This is a genomic window from Bradyrhizobium sp. P3_C3 (assembly GCF_056402655.1).
This window is the reverse complement of the sequence record NZ_JBFUGY010000056.1, coordinates 1-20635: the sequence shown is the minus strand read 5'-3', so window position 1 is coordinate 20635 and position 20635 is coordinate 1. Positions and strand designations below refer to the sequence as shown.

At 63.9% G+C, this 20635-nt stretch carries 20 protein-coding genes; 15 read left to right on the top strand and 5 right to left on the bottom strand.

The genetic code is table 11. From position 1 onward, the window contains the following. The first annotated feature begins 9 nt into the window (after positions 1–9). The 15 genes from AC1DW2_RS38600 (at position 10) to AC1DW2_RS38530 (ending at position 15401) form a co-directional block, all read left to right on the top strand. The gene (locus AC1DW2_RS38600) at positions 10–1248 is read left to right on the top strand and encodes an acyltransferase family protein (protein WP_477008620.1); all 1239 of its coding nucleotides are present in this window, start codon (positions 10–12) and stop codon (positions 1246–1248) included. A 56-nt stretch (positions 1249–1304) separates the two neighbouring features. Beyond that, positions 1305–2510, top strand: a complete 1206-nt coding sequence (locus AC1DW2_RS38595) for an LLM class flavin-dependent oxidoreductase (protein ID WP_085399156.1) — start codon at positions 1305–1307, stop codon at positions 2508–2510. Between the two features lie 269 nt (positions 2511–2779). After that, positions 2780–3568 carry a helix-turn-helix transcriptional regulator gene (locus AC1DW2_RS38590; protein WP_477008619.1) on the top strand — a complete coding sequence of 263 codons (789 nt, stop codon included), beginning with the start codon at positions 2780–2782 and terminating at the stop codon, positions 3566–3568. 149 nt (positions 3569–3717) lie between these two features. After that, complete coding sequence (locus tag AC1DW2_RS38585) at positions 3718–4641, top strand: dienelactone hydrolase family protein (RefSeq protein WP_477008618.1); 924 nt, start codon at positions 3718–3720, stop codon at positions 4639–4641. A 346-nt stretch (positions 4642–4987) separates the two neighbouring features. Next, the gene (locus AC1DW2_RS38580; protein ID WP_354247307.1) at positions 4988–5869 is read left to right on the top strand and encodes a L,D-transpeptidase; all 882 of its coding nucleotides are present in this window, start codon (positions 4988–4990) and stop codon (positions 5867–5869) included. A gap of 337 nt (positions 5870–6206) precedes the next feature. Next, on the top strand, positions 6207–7445 hold the full coding sequence (locus AC1DW2_RS38575; protein ID WP_166344316.1) for a hypothetical protein: 1239 nt from the start codon (positions 6207–6209) through the stop codon (positions 7443–7445). A gap of 219 nt (positions 7446–7664) precedes the next feature. Then, a complete protein-coding gene (locus AC1DW2_RS38570) occupies positions 7665–8831 on the top strand; it encodes a cytochrome P450 (protein WP_477008617.1) in 1167 nt (388 codons plus the stop codon). 96 nt (positions 8832–8927) lie between these two features. After that, complete coding sequence (locus AC1DW2_RS38565; protein WP_477008616.1) at positions 8928–9371, top strand: hypothetical protein; 444 nt, start codon at positions 8928–8930, stop codon at positions 9369–9371. Between the two features lie 376 nt (positions 9372–9747). Then, positions 9748–10698, top strand: coding sequence for a sulfonate ABC transporter substrate-binding protein (locus AC1DW2_RS38560; RefSeq protein ID WP_477008615.1), 951 nt, complete (start codon positions 9748–9750; stop codon positions 10696–10698). Between the two features lie 38 nt (positions 10699–10736). Further along, positions 10737–11699, top strand: a complete 963-nt coding sequence (locus AC1DW2_RS38555) for a sulfonate ABC transporter substrate-binding protein (RefSeq protein WP_477008614.1) — start codon at positions 10737–10739, stop codon at positions 11697–11699. Positions 11700–11707: 8 nt separating this feature from the next. Further along, a complete protein-coding gene (ssuD, locus tag AC1DW2_RS38550; protein WP_477008613.1) occupies positions 11708–12874 on the top strand; it encodes an FMNH2-dependent alkanesulfonate monooxygenase in 1167 nt (388 codons plus the stop codon). Continuing rightward, positions 12871–13677 carry an aliphatic sulfonate ABC transporter permease SsuC gene (gene ssuC, locus AC1DW2_RS38545; RefSeq protein WP_071909821.1) on the top strand — a complete coding sequence of 269 codons (807 nt, stop codon included), beginning with the start codon at positions 12871–12873 and terminating at the stop codon, positions 13675–13677. Before ssuD ends, ssuC begins: the two co-directional genes overlap by 4 nt. A gap of 20 nt (positions 13678–13697) precedes the next feature. Beyond that, entirely contained in the window at positions 13698–14534 is an 837-nt protein-coding gene (locus AC1DW2_RS38540; protein ID WP_477008612.1) for an ATP-binding cassette domain-containing protein, read from the top strand. Positions 14535–14566: 32 nt separating this feature from the next. Next, positions 14567–15148, top strand: a complete 582-nt coding sequence (locus tag AC1DW2_RS38535; RefSeq protein WP_354080758.1) for a flavin reductase family protein — start codon at positions 14567–14569, stop codon at positions 15146–15148. Between the two features lie 97 nt (positions 15149–15245). Next, positions 15246–15401, top strand: coding sequence for a hypothetical protein (locus AC1DW2_RS38530; protein ID WP_028160973.1), 156 nt, complete (start codon positions 15246–15248; stop codon positions 15399–15401). 152 nt (positions 15402–15553) lie between these two features. Here AC1DW2_RS38530 and AC1DW2_RS38525 read toward each other — a convergent pair whose 3' ends face one another. From AC1DW2_RS38525 to fliG, 5 genes are all read right to left on the bottom strand, one after another. After that, on the bottom strand, positions 15554–16702 hold the full coding sequence (locus tag AC1DW2_RS38525; RefSeq protein WP_477008611.1) for a M20 family metallopeptidase: 1149 nt from the start codon (positions 16700–16702) through the stop codon (positions 15554–15556). A 381-nt stretch (positions 16703–17083) separates the two neighbouring features. Further along, on the bottom strand, positions 17084–18469 hold the full coding sequence (flbD, locus tag AC1DW2_RS38520; protein ID WP_028153246.1) for a sigma-54-dependent transcriptional regulator FlbD: 1386 nt from the start codon (positions 18467–18469) through the stop codon (positions 17084–17086). A gap of 51 nt (positions 18470–18520) precedes the next feature. Next, positions 18521–18871, bottom strand: coding sequence for a flagellar motor switch protein FliN (fliN, locus tag AC1DW2_RS38515; protein ID WP_018318401.1), 351 nt, complete (start codon positions 18869–18871; stop codon positions 18521–18523). A 3-nt stretch (positions 18872–18874) separates the two neighbouring features. After that, positions 18875–19498 (bottom strand): FliH/SctL family protein, encoded by a 624-nt coding sequence (locus AC1DW2_RS38510; RefSeq protein WP_063981200.1) that lies wholly within the window; start codon positions 19496–19498, stop codon positions 18875–18877. Then, positions 19498–20589, bottom strand: coding sequence for a flagellar motor switch protein FliG (gene fliG, locus AC1DW2_RS38505; RefSeq protein ID WP_028153248.1), 1092 nt, complete (start codon positions 20587–20589; stop codon positions 19498–19500). Before fliG ends, AC1DW2_RS38510 begins: the two co-directional genes overlap by 1 nt. Between the last annotated feature and the right edge of the window lie 46 nt (positions 20590–20635).

Genomic DNA, 20635 nt, shown 5'->3' with positions numbered 1-20635 from the left:
AGTCCGTCCATGTCCCGATCGACCGCCATCGCCCCCGCATCGGAACGGCTGCACGCGCTCGATGCGGTCAGGGGCTTTGCCCTGCTGCTCGGCATCGTCCTGCACGCGACCTTGTCGTTCGTGCCGGCCCCGACCAGGATCTGGATCATCCAGGACACCCATCAAAGCCTGGCCCTGGGCCTGCTGTTCTTCGCCATCCACGTCTTCCGGATGACGACCTTCTTCCTGATGGCGGGTTTCTTCGCCCGAATGAGTTTCCATCGCCGGGGAATCCGGGGCTTTGTCAGGGACAGGTTGCAGAGGATCGGACTGCCGCTCGTGATCGGCTGGCCGATCGTGTTTACGCCGATGGTTCTGGTGGTCATCTGGGCCGCGGGCTTTCCGAATGGCGGTCCGATCCCCGGCGCACCTCGCTGGCCGCCGGTGCTGCCGAATTTCCCTCTGACCCATCTCTGGTTTCTCTACGTATTGCTCGAGCTCTATGTCGCCATGCTCCTGCTGCGCGGCGTGGTCGTCCGGCTTGATGTGTCCGGCAAGCTGCGCAGGGTCGTCGACCGCCTCTTTGCGCAGATTATGCGAAATCCGCTGGCGCCCCTGGTTCTGGCGATCCCGATCGGCATCGCTTTCTGCCTCGATCAAAGATGGATCAATGTGATGGGCGTGAGGACGCCGGATCAATCGCTCGTCACGAACCTCCAGGCGTGGGTCGGCTTCGGCACCGCCTTCGGCTTCGGTTGGTTGCTGCATCGGCAGACCGATCTACTGCGGATCCTGGAGCGACGCTGGCTGTGGAATCTTCTGCCGGCGCTCGGCCTCATTCTGATCAGTTTCGTGCTTGTCGGGGTGATGATGTCCGTGCCGGGTGCGCCGAAACTGCCGGTCAGCTTCGCCACGCTCAGGCTCGTCTCCGCCATCCTGTATGCTCCGGCGATATGGATTTCGACCTTCGCAGTCCTCGGCCTCGCGCTCCGCTTCATGTCCGGCTTCAGCCCGACCCGGCGCTACCTCGCCGATGCGTCCTACTGGCTCTATCTGATCCACATGCCGATCGTGATGGCGCTGCAGGTCGCGCTGTCGCAGCTCGACTGGCCCGGGCCGATCAAGTTCGCCATCATTCTCGTCGTCGCGATTCTCCCGATGTTGGCGAGCTATCATCTGCTGGTGCGCTTCACCTTCATCGGCGTGGTGTTGAATGGCCGCCGCGCCGAAAAGCGCGTTCTCCCGCGCGGCGGAATTGCGACCGCGTAGACAGCGCCTCCCCGCTCACTAAGATGAGCGCAACAAGAATAAGCGGGAGAGGCGTCATGAAGTTCGGCATCTTCTATGAGCTGCAGCTGCCACGGCCCTGGGTGGCCGGCGACGAGCTGAAGCTCTACCAGAACGCGCTCTCGCAGATGGAACTTGCCGATAGGCTCGGCTACGACCACGCCTGGGTCGTCGAGCATCACTTCCTCGAAGAGTACTCGCACTCACCCTCGCCGGAATCGTTCCTCGCGGCGGCCAGCCAGCGCACGAAAAACATCCGGCTCGGCCACGGCATCCTCCAGCTCACGACGAACCATCCGGCGCGCGTCGCCGAACGCGTCGCGGTGCTCGACCTGCTCTCCAACGGCCGTTGCGAGTTCGGCATGGGGGAGAGCGCCTCCATCACCGAGCTCACGCCATTCGGCCGCGACATGGAGACCAAGAAGGAGGTCTTTGAGGAAGCCGTGCAGGCGATCTTCCCGATGTTCAAGGACGCTGGGTCCGAGCACCACGGCAAGTATTTCGACATTCCCTTGCGCAATGTCGTGCCGAAGCCGGTGCAGAAGCCGCATCCGCCTTTGTGGATGGCGTGCTCGCAACTGCCGACCATTGAGCGCGCCGGCCGCCACGGCTTTGGCGCGCTGGGCTTCCAGTTCGTCAGCGCGGATGCCGCGCATGCCTGGGTGCACGCCTATTACAACGCGATGACCAAGCGATTGCACAAGCTCGCCGACTACGAGATCAACCCGAACATGGCGCTGGTCTCGTTCTTCATGTGCGCCAAGACCGACGAGGAGGCGCGTGCGCGCGCCGACGGCGCCACCTTCTTCCAGTTCGCGCTGCGCTTCTACGGCGCCTCGCAGAACCGCCAGCGTCCCGCGCCCTACACCGTCAACATGTGGGACGAGTACAACAAGTGGAAGCGCGACAATCCCGAAGCGCAGGAGGCGGCGCTGCGCGGCGGCCTGATCGGCTCGCCCGAGACCATCCGCAGGAAACTGAAGCGATTCCAGTCGTCGCATATCGACCAGGTCATCCTGCTCAACCAGGCCGGCAAGAACAGCCACGAGCACATCTGCGAATCGCTGGAGCTGTTCGGCCGCGAGGTGATGCCGGAGTTCCAGAACGATCCGGCCCAGGCGGCGTGGAAGCAGGGCGTCATGAGTGGTGAGATCAAGCTGGAGGAGATCGACACCGAGGCGTTTACGGATCGCTACGGCAAGCTCGCGATCAACGTCGCGCCGGCGAAGGCCGCCGCGGGGTAGGGGAGCTGCATCCGGCATGGGCCCCGGCTCAGCAGCGCCATAGCGCGTCGAAGACGCGCGTAAACGCGCTTATGTCACGCTGCGCTACGTCCGGGGCACGAGACCTTTTCCGCATCGGCCAGCACGACTCTCGTGTCCCGGACGCGCTGCAGCGTGCAACGCTGCTGCGCAGAGCCGGGACCCAGAAGCGGCATAAGCCGCCGTCTCCGACTTTCGGTCAAACCCGGCTGCTGATATCTTCCGCCAAAAGAGCTTTGCGGAGGAAACCAATGCGGCCCCACGGCATGGCCTCAACTCCAACGGCGAACGACATCGCGCCGGCGGTGCTCGCCATCGGCCGACCTGATTTCCCGAATGTCCTCATCGACACGTTGCGCCGGCAGGGCGGCGTCGGCCATTGCATGGTGTTCGCGCTGACGCGCACCGGCGCGGCGAGTTGCCTGCTCGACGCCGGTAACATCCCGATCGGCAGCGATCTCGGCGCGGCCTATGCCGGTCAGTTCCACGAATCCGATCCCAATCGTGATGCGCTGTTCGAAGGCGAGGGCAGCGCGCCGATCATGCTGCCGTCGTTCGCGCCGCGCATGTATGGCGCGCGCTACCGCAAGATCTTCTTCAACGACTCTGATATCGTCGACAAATATGCGACAGCGATCTGGGTCGGCGACACCTGCTTCTATGTCAATTTCTACCGCATTACGGCCCAGGGCCGCTTTGGCGACGCCGAGCGTGCGAGGCTCCAGGTTATTGCGCCTGCGATCGGCGCCAGCGTTGCGCGTCATTTCCAGCAGGCGGCCACCGCGACGCCCGACCAGAATCTCGCCGCGTTGTTCGCAACGCGCGCGCCACTCTCCGCGCTGACGCCGCGCGAGCAGGACGTCTGCCGCCGCATCCTGCTCGGCTTCAGCTCCGAGGCGATCTCGCAAGCGCTCGGCATCAGCCTGCATTCGACCCTGACCTACCGCAAGCGCGCCTATGAGCGGCTCGGCATCTCCTCGCAGAACGAATTGTTTTCGATCGTGCTGGGCTTGCTCTCAGGGCCGGGCCACCTGAACTAAAGGGGACTCTAGATCCGCGATATCTGCTTCCGAGAGCAAAGCCGACACGCAGCCGGCCCTCCGGGATCGTCGCCTTTTGACCCAAGGCCGACATCCGCGACGCGAATCCTCTTCAAGGATACTTACGCTTTCCCAAGTCGGATATGGTGTTGACCAGAATCAAGGGGGCAAAGGTGCAATTTCCAATGAGGCAAATCATACTCTCAATAGTCGCTGTTTTGTCGTTCTCATCTGCGCGTGCTGAGATGGTCAAGATACCTTGGCATACTTCAGCGCAGTCCTTGCCTTGGATTCCCGGCAACGAATACATCGACGGCAGGTCGAAAAACTTCATGGACGGCACCGTCGAGGAAAAGGGTAAGGTAAAGGCCGAGGGCGAACTGTCGGCGGACATTATGCGGCCGCAGGGCGCCAAGGGACCAATCCCCTTCGTGATCATGCTGCACGGCTGCGACGGGTTCGGCCGGGTCGAGAGGAAATGGGGGCGTGACTACGGCGGCAGATTGGTCGGAGCAGGCTATGGTGTTCTCCTGCTCGACAGCTTCGGCAGCCGGGGATTGGGACCCGACGGCGTCTGCTCGGATCCCAGCCAGTTGACTTGGGCGCGGCGCCGGGCTGACGATGCGTATGCGGCGCTGGACTGGCTCATCGGACAGAAGATCGCCGATCCCAAGCGGGTCTACGTCCTTGGCCGCAGCAACGGTGCGACCACGACCTTGATCATCATGAACCGGGCGATCGGCGACCTGCACGAGCACATGTTCGCGGGCGGCTTCGCGATGCAGCCGTCCTGTTATTTGATGAAGAACGTCGAGTTCTACGCCCCGGTCCATCTCTTCCTAGCAGAGAAGGACGAGGCGACCAGCCCCATCCTCTGCGGCCAGATGGCCGAGAGCAAGCGGTCGATTCCCGTGAAGACGGTGCTGTGGAAGGGGGCGAACCACAGCTTCGAAGATCACGAGCCAATCCACGTTTTCCATGGCTACCATGTCGGATACAATGCCGCGGCTGCGGAAGGCACCATCAAGGCAATCATTAGTGCGTTGAACGAGGCCAAGAAAGCGGAAAACTGACCGCGCGGAGTCGCACAGCCTGTAGGTATGCGACGACGGCCGAATGGCGGCGGATAGATGCGGGAAGTCCGCCTGAACGACTTCCGCTCGTGGCCCGAAGCCGCCGTCAATGAAGGAGCGGAGCGCGTTCGCTCCGCCCGGCGATTCAGACCCCGACTCGTTCCGCGATGAGAAGCGCGTCGTCCGCATCGCAACCTCAATATCAAGCGGTACGCCCAATTTTCACGTCGCCGAACAAGAGTTGGGCGTTAACCATCGCCAACGGTTCCAGTCTGAGCGACATCGCTTCGAAGTTTCTTAAATCTTGCCGGGTACCTCTTCCAGGCATGGTGACCTGGGGAACGACATGAGTAAGCGGGCCAAACGTAAGAAGGCAGAGGCCCTCGCAATACCCATGGCCGCGAGAGTCGCAATTGGCGCCGTGGCCGTCGCCGTCGTGGGGTATAGCTTGCTGTCTAGCCCGGCGGACGTGCAACCGATACGAAAACCGTCCGCACAACAGGCCCAGGCGTCGTCAACTCCGGTTTACGTGTCGACTCCAGTGCGTGCATCAGCGCCAGCTCCGGCTGCGATTCCGGTCCCGGCTCCGATCCCGGCCCCGGCGCCTCTGGTCGAACCACCCAAAGCCGACGCTGGCGTTCCCGGAGCACTTGTCCGGCAGGTGGTTGACTACGCCAGCCGTCAGGCGCCGGGCACCGTGATCATCGATACCGGAAACACATTCCTCTATTTCGTTCTGAACGACAGGCAAGCGATGCGCTACGGCATCGGTGTTGGCCGCGAAGGTTTCACATGGTCCGGTGAGCAGACTGTGGCCCGTAAGGCAGAATGGCCGGATTGGCATCCGCCTGTGGAAATGGTCTCGCGTCAGCCTTATCTGCCGCGGTTCATGGCGGGCGGTCCGGGCAATCCGCTCGGCGCCCGGGCGATGTATCTCGGCGAGACCGAATATCGCATTCACGGCACCAACAATCCCGATACGATCGGGAAGAAGGTTTCGTCCGGCTGTATCCGGCTGACCAATGACGACGTCGCGGACCTTTACGAGCGGGTGAAGATCGGAGCGAAAGTGATCGTGCTTCCGGCAACCGCAGCCCGCAGGCCCTCCCAGGGAGCGCCGGCCGACGCCGCTTTCCGGCTGCCGGACCCGGCGTCGCCGTCGAAGCGGCCCCTGGCGGCTAACGCGCAGATGTTGTCATCCGGACCGAAGATCGCCGAAGCTCGGTAAGTCAGTCCTCGGTCCTCGGTCTGCAACCGAGGACAAGGAGGCAATTCAAGTCGTCGCGTTTAAGTCAGTTGCGGGCACTTAACGAACGTTCGCTCATGCGCTTGCCGATGTCCGCCGTCGAGGAATCGCGAATCGACTAAAGCGAGCGGTTTATCGCTTCGATGACTTGGGATAGCATCGTATCATCCCCGCCCTATCGAGGGGTGACGGGTAAGGCCGGCATTTGAATTGGAAGACTTAGGTTTCAAATGCCTCGCTTACGGCCCTCGGAATGTGAGGCATTTCGCAGACAGATCTACGCGCGCATTGTCAACTCCTGAGAGGAGCGAGTCCCGACATGAGACGTCGCGAGTTTGTCACGCAACTAGCCGGTGCGGTGGCGGCTTTGCCAATCGCGGCGCTTGTCCTTGCCCTTGCGAATTCCAAAAGCCTTGCACAGGCAGCCAAGAACGAGCCGAGTACTGAGGCCCTTCGGCTTGAACTCGACAAGGAAAAATGGCGCGACGAACGTGAGATGCGGGTGCGCGAGCTTGCTCTAAAGGAGCGGGAGCTTTCGCTTCGGGAAGGCGAGCAAGTCAGCTCTAAATGGTTCAATCCTCTCTTTGTCGCGATTTGCGCCGCCGCTCTGGCTGCATTGGGAAACCTCTTGGTCACCTTTTTCAACGGGAGGACCCAGCTAAAGCTTGAGACAAGCAAGGCGGAGTCCACGCGCATTCTTGAAATGATCAAGACCGGCGACACGGAAGCCGCGGCCAAGAACTTGGAATTCTTGCTCGGAGCAGGCTTGGTCGTTGAGAAGGACCAGGCAATCTCTCTTCGAGAATATCTTGATCGTCGGCAGCCGGGCAAAGGTCCGTCGCTACCATCGCCGGGACGATTTGCCTTTGAGGCTACAACTGATCTGACGGCCGACATTCAAACCGAGCTACAGGGAAAACTCGAGGCATACATTGCTTACCTCGACAAGATTGGTTCGCCGCCCGACTTGGTTCAGGCGAAGATCAAGATTGGTGCGGTGCCCGGGCAGTATGCCCGGTACCAAAACAACACGCTCGAAATTGACTCCAGGATCGCCCGCGATGTTTTTGTGGCCTTGCGAGAATATAGCCATCACGCTCTAACGTCCAAAACCAACAATCCATGGACGGGAAACTTCGCCGGGATCGAGTCGGGTCTTGCCGACTACTTTCCAGCAAGCTTCTTGAACAACCCACGGGTAGGTGAAATTTCCGCTGAGATCATCCGCCCGGGTCAGCCATATCTCCGTTGCCTCGACAACAGGCTGAAGTTCAAGACGACAAAGGCTTTGAAAGATGATCCCTGGACTACCGGCGAGATTTGGGGCGGTGCGTTCTGGGAAATGCGCAATCGACTAACTGGGGATGTGATCGATCCGATTCTTATGAAGGCATGGTGGTCTTTGTTGGACCACCCGTCCAAGACCAGCGCGCCAAAGGCGTTTGCAGCCGAGGTGCTTGCCGCCGCAAAGCTGAATCAGCACGACAAGACGATCCAAACGATTCTGCGAAATCGTGGATTTTCGCTTGATAAGGCCGCGTCCGTCCCTGGCCCTTAGACGCGATCGGTAGATGCTTTGCGTGGGCTTCGCGGATGGCGGCTCGATCCCGGCCGTGAGAAGCTGTAGGCGCAGGCCATACAGACCGTCCTTACGGCGGCCCGATTCTTTCCCGATGCTTGGCTGAATCTTTGCCGGCTTGTCCCAATCGCTGGGGACAGACAGACGCCTCCGAAAACGGTAACTTGAGGGATCGAGGAAATTACAAGGGAGCAACGCTTGAGCACCGCGCCGCGCATCGACATCGACCCTGCTTCGTTCTGGGCCGATCCCTATCCGATGCTCGCGAAGATGCGGAAGGAAGCGCCGATCGCCTTCGTGCCGCAACTCGGCTCGACGCTGCTGGCGAGCCGGGACGACATCTCGATCTCCGAGAAGCAGATCGACGTGTTCTCCTCGCACCAGCCGGCCGGCCTGATGAACCGGCTGATGGGCCACAACATGATGCGCAAGGACGGCGAGGCGCATCAAGTCGAGCGGCGCGCGATGTTTCCGACGGTGTCGCCGAGGACGGTGAAGGCGCATTGGACCGCGCTGTTCCAGGCCCATGCCGACCGCATCATTGACGCAATCGAGCCGGGGCGGATCGATTTCATGCGCGACTTCGCGCTGCCGTTTTCCGGCGAATGCCTGAAGTCGATCACCGGCCTCACCAATATCGGCTTCCAGGACATGGACGCGTGGTCGCAAGGCATGATCGAAGGCATCGCGAACTACACCGGCGACCCCGCCGTCGAGGCGCGCTGTCATGCGGCGACGTCGGGCATCGATGCTGCGATCGACGACATTCTGCCCGTGATGCGCAAGCATCCCGATCAAAGTATCCTCGGCGTACTCCTCGCTGCGGGCATGCCGATGGAGAGCGTGCGCGCAAATGTAAAACTCGCGATATCAGGCGGCCAGAACGAGCCGCGCAAGGCGATCGCCGGCACGGTGTGGGCGCTGCTGAGCCATCCTGAGCAACTCGATCTCGTGCGCAAGGGCGAGGTGTCCTGGCTCGAAGCCTTCGAGGAATATGCCCGCTGGATCTCGCCGATCGGCATGTCGCCGCGCCGCATCGCAAAACCGTGGAGCATCCGCGACGTGTCTTTCGAGCTAGATGAGCGCGTGTTCCTGATGTTCGGCTCCGCCAATCGCGACGAGAAGCATTTTGAGTGCGCCGACCAGTTCGACGTGCGGCGTGACACCACCAAGAGCGTCGCTTTCGGCGCCGGCCCGCATTTCTGCGCCGGCGCTTGGGCCTCGCGTGCGATGATTGCCGACGTCGCGCTGCCCACGGTGTTCGCGAGGGCGAGTCGTCTCGAACTTGCCGACGATGAGCCAGTGCGGATCGGCGGCTGGGCGTTCCGCGGCCTGCTGAACCTGCCGGTGAGGTGGGGGCACTGACCAGACGACGGTCGCCGTGACGGCGAACTCGTGTCGTCGGACGATTGAACCGCATCGTTCCCCGGCGACACACATGACGTCGTGTCCATTGGCGTCATGTCCATCCAGTTCTGGCCCAAGCCGTGGCTTGAATCGTCTCTGGCTGCCGCGTCGGCGCTGATCGCGTTGCTGGTCGTCGTACCGGCGCGCGCCGCCGGACCGTCCTCCATTTCCGGCTGCTGGACGCAGACCTCGCTTTTGCCTTACGCCCAGACGCCGCCCGGCAAGGAGTGGGGTTCGCGGACCTGGTGCTTCAGGCCAGATGGGACGATGACCAGTGTCCACATTGCATGCGGCCGCAGCGGTTGCGACGGTTGGGATCGGGACGGACGTTACCGCTGGCGACGGCCGATTGTGTGGATCTCCGACGTCGATACGTCAGACGACGGCAAGCATCAGACAAAGGTGTGGCGTCGATGTCGCGTCAGTTTCCGCGCCAGGGATCGCATGGTGCTCGAGAATTGCTATTTCTCGTCCGATCCCTGGGTGCGCGAGCACTGACCGCGCCTTGTCGGAGGCCCCGAGCCACACACTGCCATGATGCCATCATGCGCCTGTTTTGCCCGACGTGTCAAACGAACTTCGGATAATACGTAAGTCATTGATCGGACTATTGTCGGCTACTGTGCATGGGGTTGTTTTCGACAATTTATGTTCCGGCGCTGCGAGCGTCGACCAGATTCCCGCGGCTCTCACATTCGCGTGCGGAAAAAATCCCTCTGCATGAGCGCAGCCGCTTGAAAGATTAATCATGCGCTTCGCCACACGCGCAGTGCTCGCATCGCTATTTTCCTTGGCGTCTCGACACCCCCGCTGACCCGCACCATCATTCCTGCAACGCAAGGGAATGACGGCCGCAGGCGGCCGGGAGTGTGGAATGCAGCGTCGTGACTTTCTCAAGCTCTCCGTTGGAACTGCGGCCGCCGCTGCATTTGCCTCCCGCGCGAACGCGCAGGGCGCGGTGAAGGAAATTCGTATCGGCTACCAGAAGACAGGCGTGCTGGTTATCACGCGCCAGCAGGCTTCCTTGGAAAAGCATTTCAATCCGCAAGGCATCGACGTGAAATGGGTCGAGTTCTCCTCGGGCCCGCCGATGATGGAGGCGATGAACGTCGGTAGTGTCGACTTCGGTTCGGTCGGCGATTCCCCGCCAGTGTTCGCCCAGGCGGCCGGAGCGGCGATCGTCTATGCCGCCGGCCAGCCCATCACCAACGGCCAGGGCATCCTGGTGCCGAAGGATTCGCCGATCCGCTCGATCGCCGACCTGAAGGGCAAGCGTATCGGTTTCACCAAGGGGTCCAGCGCCCACAATGTCGTGGTGCAGACGCTGGAGAAGGCTGGGCTCACCTATGCCGACATCACGCCGGTCTATCTGACGCCGCCCGATGCCGGTCCTGCCTTTGCCAATGGCAGCATCGAGGCCTGGGCGATATGGGATCCCTATTTCGCGATCGGTGAGACCAAGCAGGGCGGCCGCATCCTGATCAATGCGCGCGAAGTCACCAAGACCAATTCCTTCTACATCGCCAACCGCGAGTTCGCGAAGACCCACGGCGGCATTCTGCAGCAGATCGTCGACGTCACGACCGCGACCGGCAAATGGGCCGAACAGCACCGCGGTGAGGTCGCCAAATGGCTCGCCGCCGTCACCGGCGTCCCGCTGGACATCCAGACGGTTGCGGCCGATCGCGCGAACTTCGTGGTCGGCCCCGTCACCGACGACATCGTCGTGACCCAGCAGGGCGTCGCCGACCGCTTCTACAAGCTCGGCCTGATCCCGAAGCCGATCGTCGTTCGCGACATCGTCTGGCGCAACCCGGCAGCCTGATCGTGCCGACTACTCTTCCCACGCACAAGGGTTTGAACATGAGGCGTATCATTCAGCGTCTGATCACGGCCATCGTGCTGTCGATCGGCATCGTCGCCGCCGCGGTCGGCACCTCCTACGGCCAGGACAGCCAAGCCAAGGTCGTCCGCATCGGCTACCAGAAATACGGCAAGCTGGTGCTGCTCAAGAGCAAGGGCACGCTGGAGCCGAAGCTCGCCGCCGACGGCTACAAGGTGGTGTGGACCGAATTCCCCTCCGGCCCGCCGTTGCTCGAAGCGCTCAATGTCGGCGCGATCGATTTCGGCAACACCGGTGAAGCCCCGCCGATCTTCGCGCAGGCCGCCGGCGCGCCGATCCAGTACGTCGCCTACGAGCCGCCAGCGCCGAAGGGCGAGGCGATCCTGGTGCCGAAGGACAGCCCGCTGAAATCGGTCGCCGATCTCAAGGGCAAGAAGGTCGCGCTCAACAAGGGCTCCAACGTCCACTATCTCCTGGTCAAGGCGCTGGAGAAGGCGGGCGTCAAATATTCCGAGATCGAGCCGGTGTTCCTGGCGCCGGCCGATGCGCGCGCCGCCTTCGAGCGCGGCGCGGTCGACGCCTGGGTGATCTGGGATCCGTTCCAGGCCGCCGCGGAAGCCGCCACCGGCGCTCGCACGCTCGCCGACGGCACCGGCATCGTCGCCAACTACCAGTTCTATTTCGCCTCGAAGAAATTCCTCGAAGCCAACCCGAAGATCGTCGACGCCGTGCTGGCTGAGCTGAGCTCGGTCGACGATTGGGCCAAGGGCGACATCCACGCGGTTGCCGAGCAGCTGGCGCCGGCGATCGGCCTGTCCGTCCCGGTGGTCGAGGTGGCGCTGAAGCGGCAGGCCTACGGCATCAGGCCGATCACGGATGCCGTCATCGCCGACCAGCAGCAGGTTGCGGATGCGTTCTTCGCGCTCAACCTGATCCCCAAATCCATCAAGATTTCCGACGTAGCCCGGAAACCAGGATCGTGAGCAAGCACATGAGTAAGCAGTCCAACGCCAACATCCTCTGGTTCCTGCCGACCCACGGCGACGGCCGCTATCTCGGCACCGGCATCGGCGGCCGTGAGGTCAACTTCAACTATCTGCGCCAGATCGCGCAGGCCGCCGACCAGCTCGGTTATTACGGCGTGCTGTTGCCGACCGGACGATCTTGCGAGGATTCCTGGATTGTCGCCTCATCGGTTGCGCCGTTCACCGAGCGGCTGCGCTACCTCGTGGCTGTCCGCCCCGGCCTGCAATCGCCGAGCGTGGCGGCGCGCATGACCGCGACGCTCGACCGCGTCACCAATGGCCGGCTCCTGGTCAATGTCGTCACCGGCGGTGATCCCGTCGAGAACAAGGGCGACGGCATTTTCCTCGGCCATGACGAGCGCTACGAGGTCACCCGCGAGTTCCTCAACGTCTATAGCGACCTGCTCGCCGGCAGGACCGTCAATGTCGAGGGCAAGCACATCCATGTCGAGGGTGGCAAGCTGCTGTTTCCGCCGGTGCAGTCGCCGCGGCCGCCGCTCTATTTCGGCGGTTCGTCCGATGCCGGCATCGACGTCGCCGTCGACGCCGTCGACAAATATCTCACCTGGGGTGAGCCGCCGGCTCTGGTTGCCGAGAAGATCGCGAAGGTGAGGGAGGTCGCAGCTGCGCGCGGCCGCAAGCTCTCTTTCGGCATTCGTCTTCACGTGATCGTTCGCGAGACCAATGACGAGGCCTGGCGCGCCGCGAACGAGCTGATCAGGCATGTCAGCGACGACACCATCGCGCTGGCGCAGAAGAACTTTGCCCGCATGGACTCCGTCGGTCAGCAGCGCATGGCGCAGCTCCATGGCGGCAAGCGCGACAAGCTCGAGATCGCCCCGAACCTGTGGGCCGGTGTCGGTCTCGTGCGCGGTGGCGCCGGCACGGCGCTGGTCGGCGACGCCCAGACGGTGGCGGCCCGCATCAGGGAGTATCAGGACATCGGCATCGATACCTTCATCATGTCGGGCTACCCGCATCTGGAGGAGGCGTATCGCTTTGCCGAGCTGGTATTCCCGCTGCTCTCGCTGGAGCAGCCGAGCAACGTGACCAAGCTGCACTTCAACGGCGGTCCCTTTGGCGAGACCGTCGGCAGCGATTACCGTCCGCAGCAGCGAGTGTCCGAGTCATGAGCCTGATTGACAGCGTTTCACTTCCGCGCAGCTTCCGCCTGCCGCGGGTTGACGGCCTGATCCAGTGGATCGTGCCGCTCGCCATCATCGCGATCTGGCAGGTCGCGAGCGTCACCGGCTTTGTGCCGGTTCGCGTGCTGCCAGCGCCGAGCGATGTCGTGCTCGCGGGCTGGAAGCTGCTGCTCTCCGGCGAGCTCGTCCGCAACATCTGGGTGTCGTTCTGGCGCGCCTCGATCGGCTTCCTGATCGGCGGCGGCATCGGTTTCGCGTTCGGGCTCGCCAACGGCCTGTCGCAGCTCTCGGCCAAGCTCACCGACACCACGTTGCAGATGGTGCGCAACGTGCCGCATCTGGCGCTGATCCCGCTGGTCATTCTGTGGTTCGGCATCGACGAGAGCGCAAAGCTGTTCCTGGTGGCGCTCGGCGTGTTCTTCCCGATCTACCTCAACACGCTGCACGGCATCCGTACCGTCGATCCGCAGCTGATCGAGATGGGCCGTATCTACGGCATGACCGACACTGAGCTGTTCCGCCGCGTGATCTTCCCCGGCGCGTTGCCCTCGATCTTCGTCGGCATCCGCTTTGCGCTCGGCATCATGTGGCTCACCCTGATCGTCGCCGAGACCATCGCGGCGTCTTCAGGCCTCGGCTACATGGCGATGCAGGCGCGCGAGTTCATGCTGATCGACGTCGTCGTGCTCTCGATCCTGATTTACGCTCTGCTCGGCAAGCTCGCCGACAGCGCCTCCCGTGTGCTGGAGCGCCTGACGCTCTCCTGGCACCCCGCCTTCCAGAAACGCTGAGCAGAAATACTGGGAATCACATGCAGACAGCTCTTCGTACGACCCTTCCCGAAACCGAGCTCGCCAGCCGCGCCAATTTCGTACCGCAGGCACGCGTCGTGCGCGAGGAGCGCCCGACGCAGACGACAGGCCTGCCGCTCAGCATCCGTGGCTTGCGCAAATCCTACGGCGACAACGAGGTGCTGCGCGGCATCGACCTGCACATTCCCGCCGGCCAGTTCGTCGCCATCGTCGGCAAGAGCGGTTGCGGCAAGAGCACGCTCTTGCGGCTGATCGCCGGCCTGGAAAAGATCGACGCCGGCAGCATCAGCTTCGGCCAGGATGTCCAGCCCGAGGACATCCGCGTGATGTTCCAGGAGCCACGGCTGCTGCCCTGGGCGCGGGTGCTCTCCAATGTCGAGGTCGGTCTCGGCCGTAATCGCTCATCCAGTGATGCGCATGCGCGCGCTGAGAAGGCGCTGACCGAGGTTGGGCTGACCGACAAGCGTGATCAGTGGCCGTCGGTGCTGTCGGGCGGCCAGAAGCAGCGCGTTGCGCTCGCCCGTGCGCTGGTCTCCCATCCGCGTGTGCTCGCCTTCGACGAGCCGCTCGGCGCGCTGGACGCGCTGACCCGCATCTCGATGCAGCGGCTGCTGGAGCGGGTCTGGCGCGACCAGGGCTTTACCGCGATCCTGGTGACCCACGACGTCGCCGAGGCCGTCGCGCTGGCCGACCGGGTCCTGGTGATCGACGAGGGCCGGATTGCCCACGATGTTACGGTTAACACCGCCCGGCCGCGCGAACGCGGCTCCGCCGAGCTCGCAAGCCTCGAAGGCTCGATCCTGAGCCATCTTTTGTCGGCGGACGATCGTACCTAAATACAGGGGAACCCCGCTTCGGGGACCATGCCATGAATGTAGTGCCTCGCGATCTCATGACTGAAACTGCCGTCTCGTCCGCCGATTTCCGCGGCGCCATGCGCCACCTCACCGGCGGTGTCAGCGTCATCACCGCCGGGCGGGGCAAGGACATCACCGGCATGACGGTGACCTCGGTGACCTCGCTGGCGGTCGAACCGCCGACGCTGCTGGTCAGCATCAACCGCGATGCCTCGTCCTTCCCGCTGATCCGCCGCTACGGCGCCTTCGGCGTCAACATCCTCGCGGCTGACCAGCTGGACGTCGCCGAGCGTTTTGCCGGCAAGGGCGGGCTGAAGGGGGCCGATCGCTTTGCGGGCAGCCAGTGGGTCACCGCGGTCTCGGGCGTTCCGCTGCTGGTCGGTGCATTGTCCGCGGTCGATTGCGAGGTCGAGGAGATCGTCGAGCGCCACTCGCACGGCATCGTCATCGGGCGCGTCAGCAGCGTCAGGAATTCGACCCGCAATGCTGCATTGGCCTATTGGCACGGCCAGTATGTGGCGGTCGACCAGGACGAAGACGCGGCGAGGCTCGCCGAGGTCAGCGTTCCCGCCCGCGGCCTGCGCGGCGTTTGATCGCTGCGCTAGGGCGGCCCGCAGGCTGGCCTTTTCCCCGTCATCGCTCTAGAAGCGCCCTTAGCCGTCCCGTCCGGGACGGCAATGGAGCGGAACGATGAAGCGCGTCGCGACCTGGGCCTTCTACGCCATCGGCGCGCTCGCGATCGGCTACCTCGCGCTCTACGCCTATGCGATGTTCAGCGGCCAGCCGATCGTGCCGGGCGACCCCATCCACATCTTCCGCAAGCCGGACGCGCCGAGTTATTCGTAGTCTCTCTCCTCGTCATGGCCGGGCTCGACCCGGCCATCCACGTACGAGTCTCGTAGGGTGGGCAAAGGCGCTCTTGCGCCGTGCCCACCATCTATCCGCGACGACCGAATTGGTGGGCACGCTTCGCTTTGCCCACCCTACGGCAGCTTCGCTCACCCCCGCAAAATCGCCAGTGCCAGCGCCTGGGCGCGCGGCACGATGCTGTCGAGTTCGAGATATTCCTCCGGCGTGTGCGCGAGCCCGCCGACCGGCCCGAGGCCGCAGATGGTCGGTGTGCCGACTGCCGCGGTGAAGCCGGAATCGGCGCAGCCGCCGGAGAACTCGCCCTGGAGCGTGGTGAGGCCGACCCGCTTTGCGGCGGCTTGATAGCCTTCGAACAGCGCCTTCGACTCCGCGCTCTGCACCACGGGCACGAACTCGCCCTTGACGGTCAGCGTCGCGCTGGTGCCGGGCACGTAAGGTGTCGCGACGATTTTCTCGATCGCCGCCATGATCCTCGCACGATCCGCCGGATCGACGTAACGCAGGTCGATCTGTCCCTCGGCTGAGGGCGCCGTGGTGTTCACGGACTGTCCACCCGAGACGAGACCGACATTCAGTGTGATGCCTTTGTCGAGATCGGTCAGCGCGTGGATCTGGACGATCTTGTGCGCGAGCTCGCCGATCGCGCTGACGCCCGCGGCGAAATTGGCGCCGGAATGCGCGGCTTTGCCGGTGATGGCAAAGTGCATGAAGATGCCGCCCTTGCGGCCGGTGACGATGTTGCCGGTCGGCCGTCCCGGCTCGGAATTGAACACGGCGCGTGCGGCGCGTCCCTCGCGCTCGATCACCGGTCGCGAGGAGGGCGAGCCGATCTCCTCGTCCGAGGTGATCAGCACCTTGATCGGATGCGGGCTGCCGCCGAACTTGTGGAAGGCGGTCGCCACGAAGATGTTCATCACGACGCCGGACTTCATGTCGGCAACGCCGGGTCCATAGGCGCGTTTGCCCTCGATCGTGAACGGACGCCGCCCGGCCTCGCCCTTGCCGAACACGGTGTCGCGGTGGCCCATCAACAGCACCGGCTTCTCGTTGCTGCCGGGTTTGGCGACATCGGCATGGATCGCATCGCCGAAGGTGGCGTTGCTCTCGCGCCGGAACGGAATGCCGTGCTCGGCAAAATGCCGCTCGAACCGCGCACCGACCGCATCGACGCCTTCCTTGTCGTAGGATCCGGAATCGATGTTCACGACATCGCGCAGCAGATCGATCATCGCCTGCCGCTGCGACGCCAGCCAGTCCGTGATTTGAGCTTCCGACATGTGTATCCTCGCGTGGTTCTAGGGCTGTGCTTATAGGGCCTCGCGTAGGCGCGACCTAGTCGCCGGATGCGGTGCGGCCATGTGATAGGTCCCGTAGCCCGGATGGAGCGAAGCGAAATCCGGGAATCCCGATCGCGGAGCTAACCCCGGATTGCGCTTCGCTCCATCCGGGCTACGAGATCTCTTACCGTCATCCTGAGGTGCCCGCGAAGCGGGCCTCGAAGGACGACGGCCCGGCTGTGGCCGTGCATCCTTCGAGGCTCCCCATGGGACGCGTTGCGTCCCATGCCTCGCACCTCAGGATGACGGAGTTAGCGTACGTCGCAAATGAAAATGCCCGGGGCTGGCCCGGGCATCTTCGTTCTCAACCAGCGTGGAGACCTACGCCCCCACCATCGGCATCCGCGGATATTCGCCCGGCGTTCCCGCCGGCGTGATCGGGATGCCGCCGTCGGAATATTCGTTGAGCTTGTTGCGCAGCGTGCGGATCGAGATGCCGAGGATGTTGGCGGCATGGGTCCGGTTGCCGAGGCAGTGCTTCAGCGTCTCCAGGATCAGGTCGCGCTCGACGTCGGCGACGGTGCGCCCCACCAGCGCCCTCGTCACCTGCTCGGCGGCCATGGTCGCATGCGCCACGGCCGGGGCGGTCTTGGCGAGGTCGAGGCGGTCGCCGTCGGGTGTGAGGATCGCGTCGGGGCCGATCTCGTCGCCCTGCGCCATCAGCACCGAGCGGTGCATGGTGTTTTCGAGCTCGCGGACGTTGCCCTGCCAGCGGTTGGTGGAGAGCACGCGGCGCGCGTCCGCGGAGATCGGGCGCACCGGCACGCCGTTGGCTTCGGCATATTTCTTCACGAAATGCTGGGCGAGCTCGAGGATGTCGAGGGGACGCTCGCGCAGCGGCGGGATCTTCAGATTGACGACGTTGAGGCGGAACAGCAGATCCTCGCGGAACGTGCCTTCGCGCACGGCTTCCGCCAGGTTGCGGTTCGAGGTCGCGATGATGCGGATGTCCACCGGCACCGGCTTGGTGCCGCCGACGCGGTCGATCACGCGCTCCTGGATCGCGCGCAGCAGCTTCGATTGCAGGCGGACGTCCATCTCCGAGATTTCGTCGAGCAGCAGCGTGCCGCCGGTCGCTTCCTCGAACTTGCCGATGCGGCGCGCGATCGCGCCGGTGAAGGCACCCTTCTCGTGGCCGAACAGTTCGGATTCCAGCAGATGCTCGGGGATCGCGGCGCAGTTGATCGAGATGAACGGCCGCTTGGCGCGGGCCGAGCGGGTGTGGACGTAGCGGGCCAGCACTTCCTTGCCGGTGCCGGATTCGCCGGTGACCATCACCGAGGCGTCGGAGCCCGCGATCTGCTGGGCGAGCTTGATCACCTTGGCCATCGCCTCGTCGCGATAGACCAGCTCGCGGGAATCGTTGGCGACGGCGGCCAGCACCGCGGCGATCAGCTCTGGATCCGGCGGCAGCGGGATGTATTCCTTGGCGCCGGCGTGGATCGCGGCGACCGCGGCGCGGGCGTCGTTGGTGATGCCGCAGGCGACGATCGGCGCGTGGATGTGCTCGGCCTCGAGCCGCATCACGAGGTCACGGATGTCGAGGGCGACGTCGACCAGCAGGAGGTCAGCGCCCTTGCCGCCGCGCAGCACGCGCATCGCCTGCTCGTGATCCTCGGCGTGGGTCACGGTGGCGCCGTTCTCCATCGCGATCTTGGTGGCGGTGGTGAGCTGGCCCTTCAATGTGCCAACGATGAGAAGCCGCATGTCAGTCTCCTGTCCGTCTGGTCGCGCTGCCGCGCGTCATTCCTTGCGCTACTAGCTGCGTTCGGTCTTGATGATTTCGGTCATGGTCACGCCGAGCTTGTCCTCGACCAGGACGACTTCACCGCGGGCGACCAGCTTGTTGTTGACGTAGATGTCGATGGCCTCGCCGACGCGGCGGTCGAGCTCGAGCACGGTGCCGGGCCCGAGCTTCAACAGCTCGCTGACGTCCATCTTGGAGCGGCCGAGCACGGCCGAGACCTGCACCGGCACGTCGAACACGGCTTCGAGGTCGGCGGCGGCGCGCGCCGCATATTCGTCCTCGTTGTAGCCGACGTCCGTACCGGTCGGCGGCATCGGGCCGTTGAGATCGGGCAGCGGGACCTGTCCGTCGGTGTCGCTCATGGCTTAGCTCCCCCTGCGGGACGCGATATAGCGTCCGACCATTTCGTCGATCTTGGCCACGATGGCGCCGCGCTCCAGCACGACGCCGCCGTCGGCCCATTCGATCCGGCAGTCGCCGGTGGCGATATCGGGTTCGGCCAGGATCACCAGCCGGCCCTCGAAGCCGCTCTGCTTGGCGAGCCGCTCCATCTTCTCGCGCGCGCTGTCGTAGAGCGCGTCGTTGATGCGCACGACGAGATGCGGCGTCGCGACCAGGTGCGAGAAGCAGTCCTTGACCAGCGCCATGATCTCGCCGAGCGGTTCGGCAGCGACCAGATCGGCGCACAGCTTGCGCGCCACCGCCACCGCCACGTCGACCGCCTCGGTCTCCATCTTGGTCTCGATGTTGCCGATGCCGGCGGCGACGCCGCGGACACCGATGTTGATCTCTTCCATGGCGAGCGCGACGCGGCGGTCGCTCTCGGCCTTGGCTTCGCGCTGGCCGGCGGCAAAGCCGTCCTGATAGGCGCGTGCCTCGGCTTCCGCGATCTTCTGGGCGATCTCGGCGGCGGTCGCAGCCTTCTCGCGCGGCGACCGCTCCGGCGCTGCGAAGTCGGTGTCGAACAGGAATTTTGCCGGGGCGCCCATCAGTACACCAGCTCGTCGTCGGCGCGGTTCTTGGTCAGCATGATCTCACCCTTGGCGGCGAGGTCCTTGGCGAGGTTGACCAGCAGCGCCTGGGCCTCGTCGACGTCGCGCAGGCGGACCGGGCCCATCGCCGCCATGTCGTCCTGGAGCATCTTGGCCGCGCGCGAGGACATGTTGCCGAAGAAGAAGTTGCGGACGTCCTCGTTGGCGCTCTTGAGCGCGACGCCGAGCTTGTCCTTGTCGACATTGCGCATCAGGGTCTGGGCCGAGCCGGAATCCAGCTTCACGAGGTCGTCGAAGGTGAACATCAGCGCCTTGATGCGCTCTGCCGATTCGCGGTTGTCCTCTTCCAGCGAGGTGATGAAGCGGGTTTCGGTCTGGCGGTCGAAATTGTTGAAGATTTCCGCCATCACCTCGTGGGCGTCGCGGCGGCGGGTCTGTGACAGGTTGGACATGAATTCGGTGCGCAGCGTCTTCTCCACGCTCTCGATCACCTCCTTCTGCACCGCTTCCATCTTCAGCATGCGGTTGACGACGTCGAGCGCGAGCTCCTCGGGGAAGATGCCGAGCACGCGCGCGGCGTGTTCCGGCTTCAGCTTCGACAGCACGACTGCGATGGTCTGCGGATATTCGTTCTTGAGGTAGTTGGCGAGGACCTCTTCCTGCACGTTGGAGAGCTTTTCCCACATGTTGCGGCCGGCGGGGCCGCGGATCTCGTCCATGATGCCGTTGACGCGCTCCGGCGGCAGGTACTGCTGCAGCAGCCGCTCGGTGGCGTCGAAATTGCCCATCAGCGCGCCGGAAGCCGACATGCGCGAGACGAACTCGAGCAGCATGTCCTCGACCGTATCGACCTCGACGGTGCCGAGCGTCGACATTTCCAGCGAGAGCTGGCGCACCTCGTCGTCGTCGAGCATCGACCAGATCTTGCCGCCATATTGCTCGCCCAGCGCCAGCATCAGGATCGCGGCGCGCTTGGGTCCCGTCACCGCTTCGGTCTTGCCGCCCGCGCGGCTGCCCTGGCGGGCACCGAGCGTCGAGATCACGCTGGTGATGTCGTTGGAGTTGGCGTTTTGCAGGTTGCCGGCCATGTCAGTTCACTTCTCGATTATTTCGCGGGTTCGGTCAGCCATTGGC

Excerpts from the sequence above, each read along its gene's own strand:
- AC1DW2_RS38600 (WP_477008620.1), top strand. The coding sequence starts at position 10 with ATGTCCCGATCGACCGCCATCGCCCCCGCATCGGAACGGCTGCACGCG.
- AC1DW2_RS38595 (WP_085399156.1), top strand. The coding sequence starts at position 1,305 with ATGAAGTTCGGCATCTTCTATGAGCTGCAGCTGCCACGGCCCTGGGTG.
- AC1DW2_RS38590 (WP_477008619.1), top strand. The coding sequence starts at position 2,780 with ATGCGGCCCCACGGCATGGCCTCAACTCCAACGGCGAACGACATCGCG.
- AC1DW2_RS38580 (WP_354247307.1), top strand. The coding sequence starts at position 4,988 with ATGAGTAAGCGGGCCAAACGTAAGAAGGCAGAGGCCCTCGCAATACCC.
- AC1DW2_RS38575 (WP_166344316.1), top strand. The coding sequence starts at position 6,207 with ATGAGACGTCGCGAGTTTGTCACGCAACTAGCCGGTGCGGTGGCGGCT.
- AC1DW2_RS38565 (WP_477008616.1), top strand. The coding sequence starts at position 8,928 with ATGTCCATCCAGTTCTGGCCCAAGCCGTGGCTTGAATCGTCTCTGGCT.
- AC1DW2_RS38560 (WP_477008615.1), top strand. The coding sequence starts at position 9,748 with ATGCAGCGTCGTGACTTTCTCAAGCTCTCCGTTGGAACTGCGGCCGCC.
- AC1DW2_RS38555 (WP_477008614.1), top strand. The coding sequence starts at position 10,737 with ATGAGGCGTATCATTCAGCGTCTGATCACGGCCATCGTGCTGTCGATC.
- ssuD (WP_477008613.1), top strand. The coding sequence starts at position 11,708 with ATGAGTAAGCAGTCCAACGCCAACATCCTCTGGTTCCTGCCGACCCAC.
- ssuC (WP_071909821.1), top strand. The coding sequence starts at position 12,871 with ATGAGCCTGATTGACAGCGTTTCACTTCCGCGCAGCTTCCGCCTGCCG.
- AC1DW2_RS38540 (WP_477008612.1), top strand. The coding sequence starts at position 13,698 with ATGCAGACAGCTCTTCGTACGACCCTTCCCGAAACCGAGCTCGCCAGC.
- AC1DW2_RS38535 (WP_354080758.1), top strand. The coding sequence starts at position 14,567 with ATGAATGTAGTGCCTCGCGATCTCATGACTGAAACTGCCGTCTCGTCC.
- AC1DW2_RS38530 (WP_028160973.1), top strand. The coding sequence starts at position 15,246 with ATGAAGCGCGTCGCGACCTGGGCCTTCTACGCCATCGGCGCGCTCGCG.
- AC1DW2_RS38525 (WP_477008611.1), bottom strand. The coding sequence starts at position 16,702 with ATGTCGGAAGCTCAAATCACGGACTGGCTGGCGTCGCAGCGGCAGGCG.
- flbD (WP_028153246.1), bottom strand. The coding sequence starts at position 18,469 with ATGCGGCTTCTCATCGTTGGCACATTGAAGGGCCAGCTCACCACCGCC.
- fliN (WP_018318401.1), bottom strand. The coding sequence starts at position 18,871 with ATGAGCGACACCGACGGACAGGTCCCGCTGCCCGATCTCAACGGCCCG.
- AC1DW2_RS38510 (WP_063981200.1), bottom strand. The coding sequence starts at position 19,498 with ATGGGCGCCCCGGCAAAATTCCTGTTCGACACCGACTTCGCAGCGCCG.
- fliG (WP_028153248.1), bottom strand. The coding sequence starts at position 20,589 with ATGGCCGGCAACCTGCAAAACGCCAACTCCAACGACATCACCAGCGTG.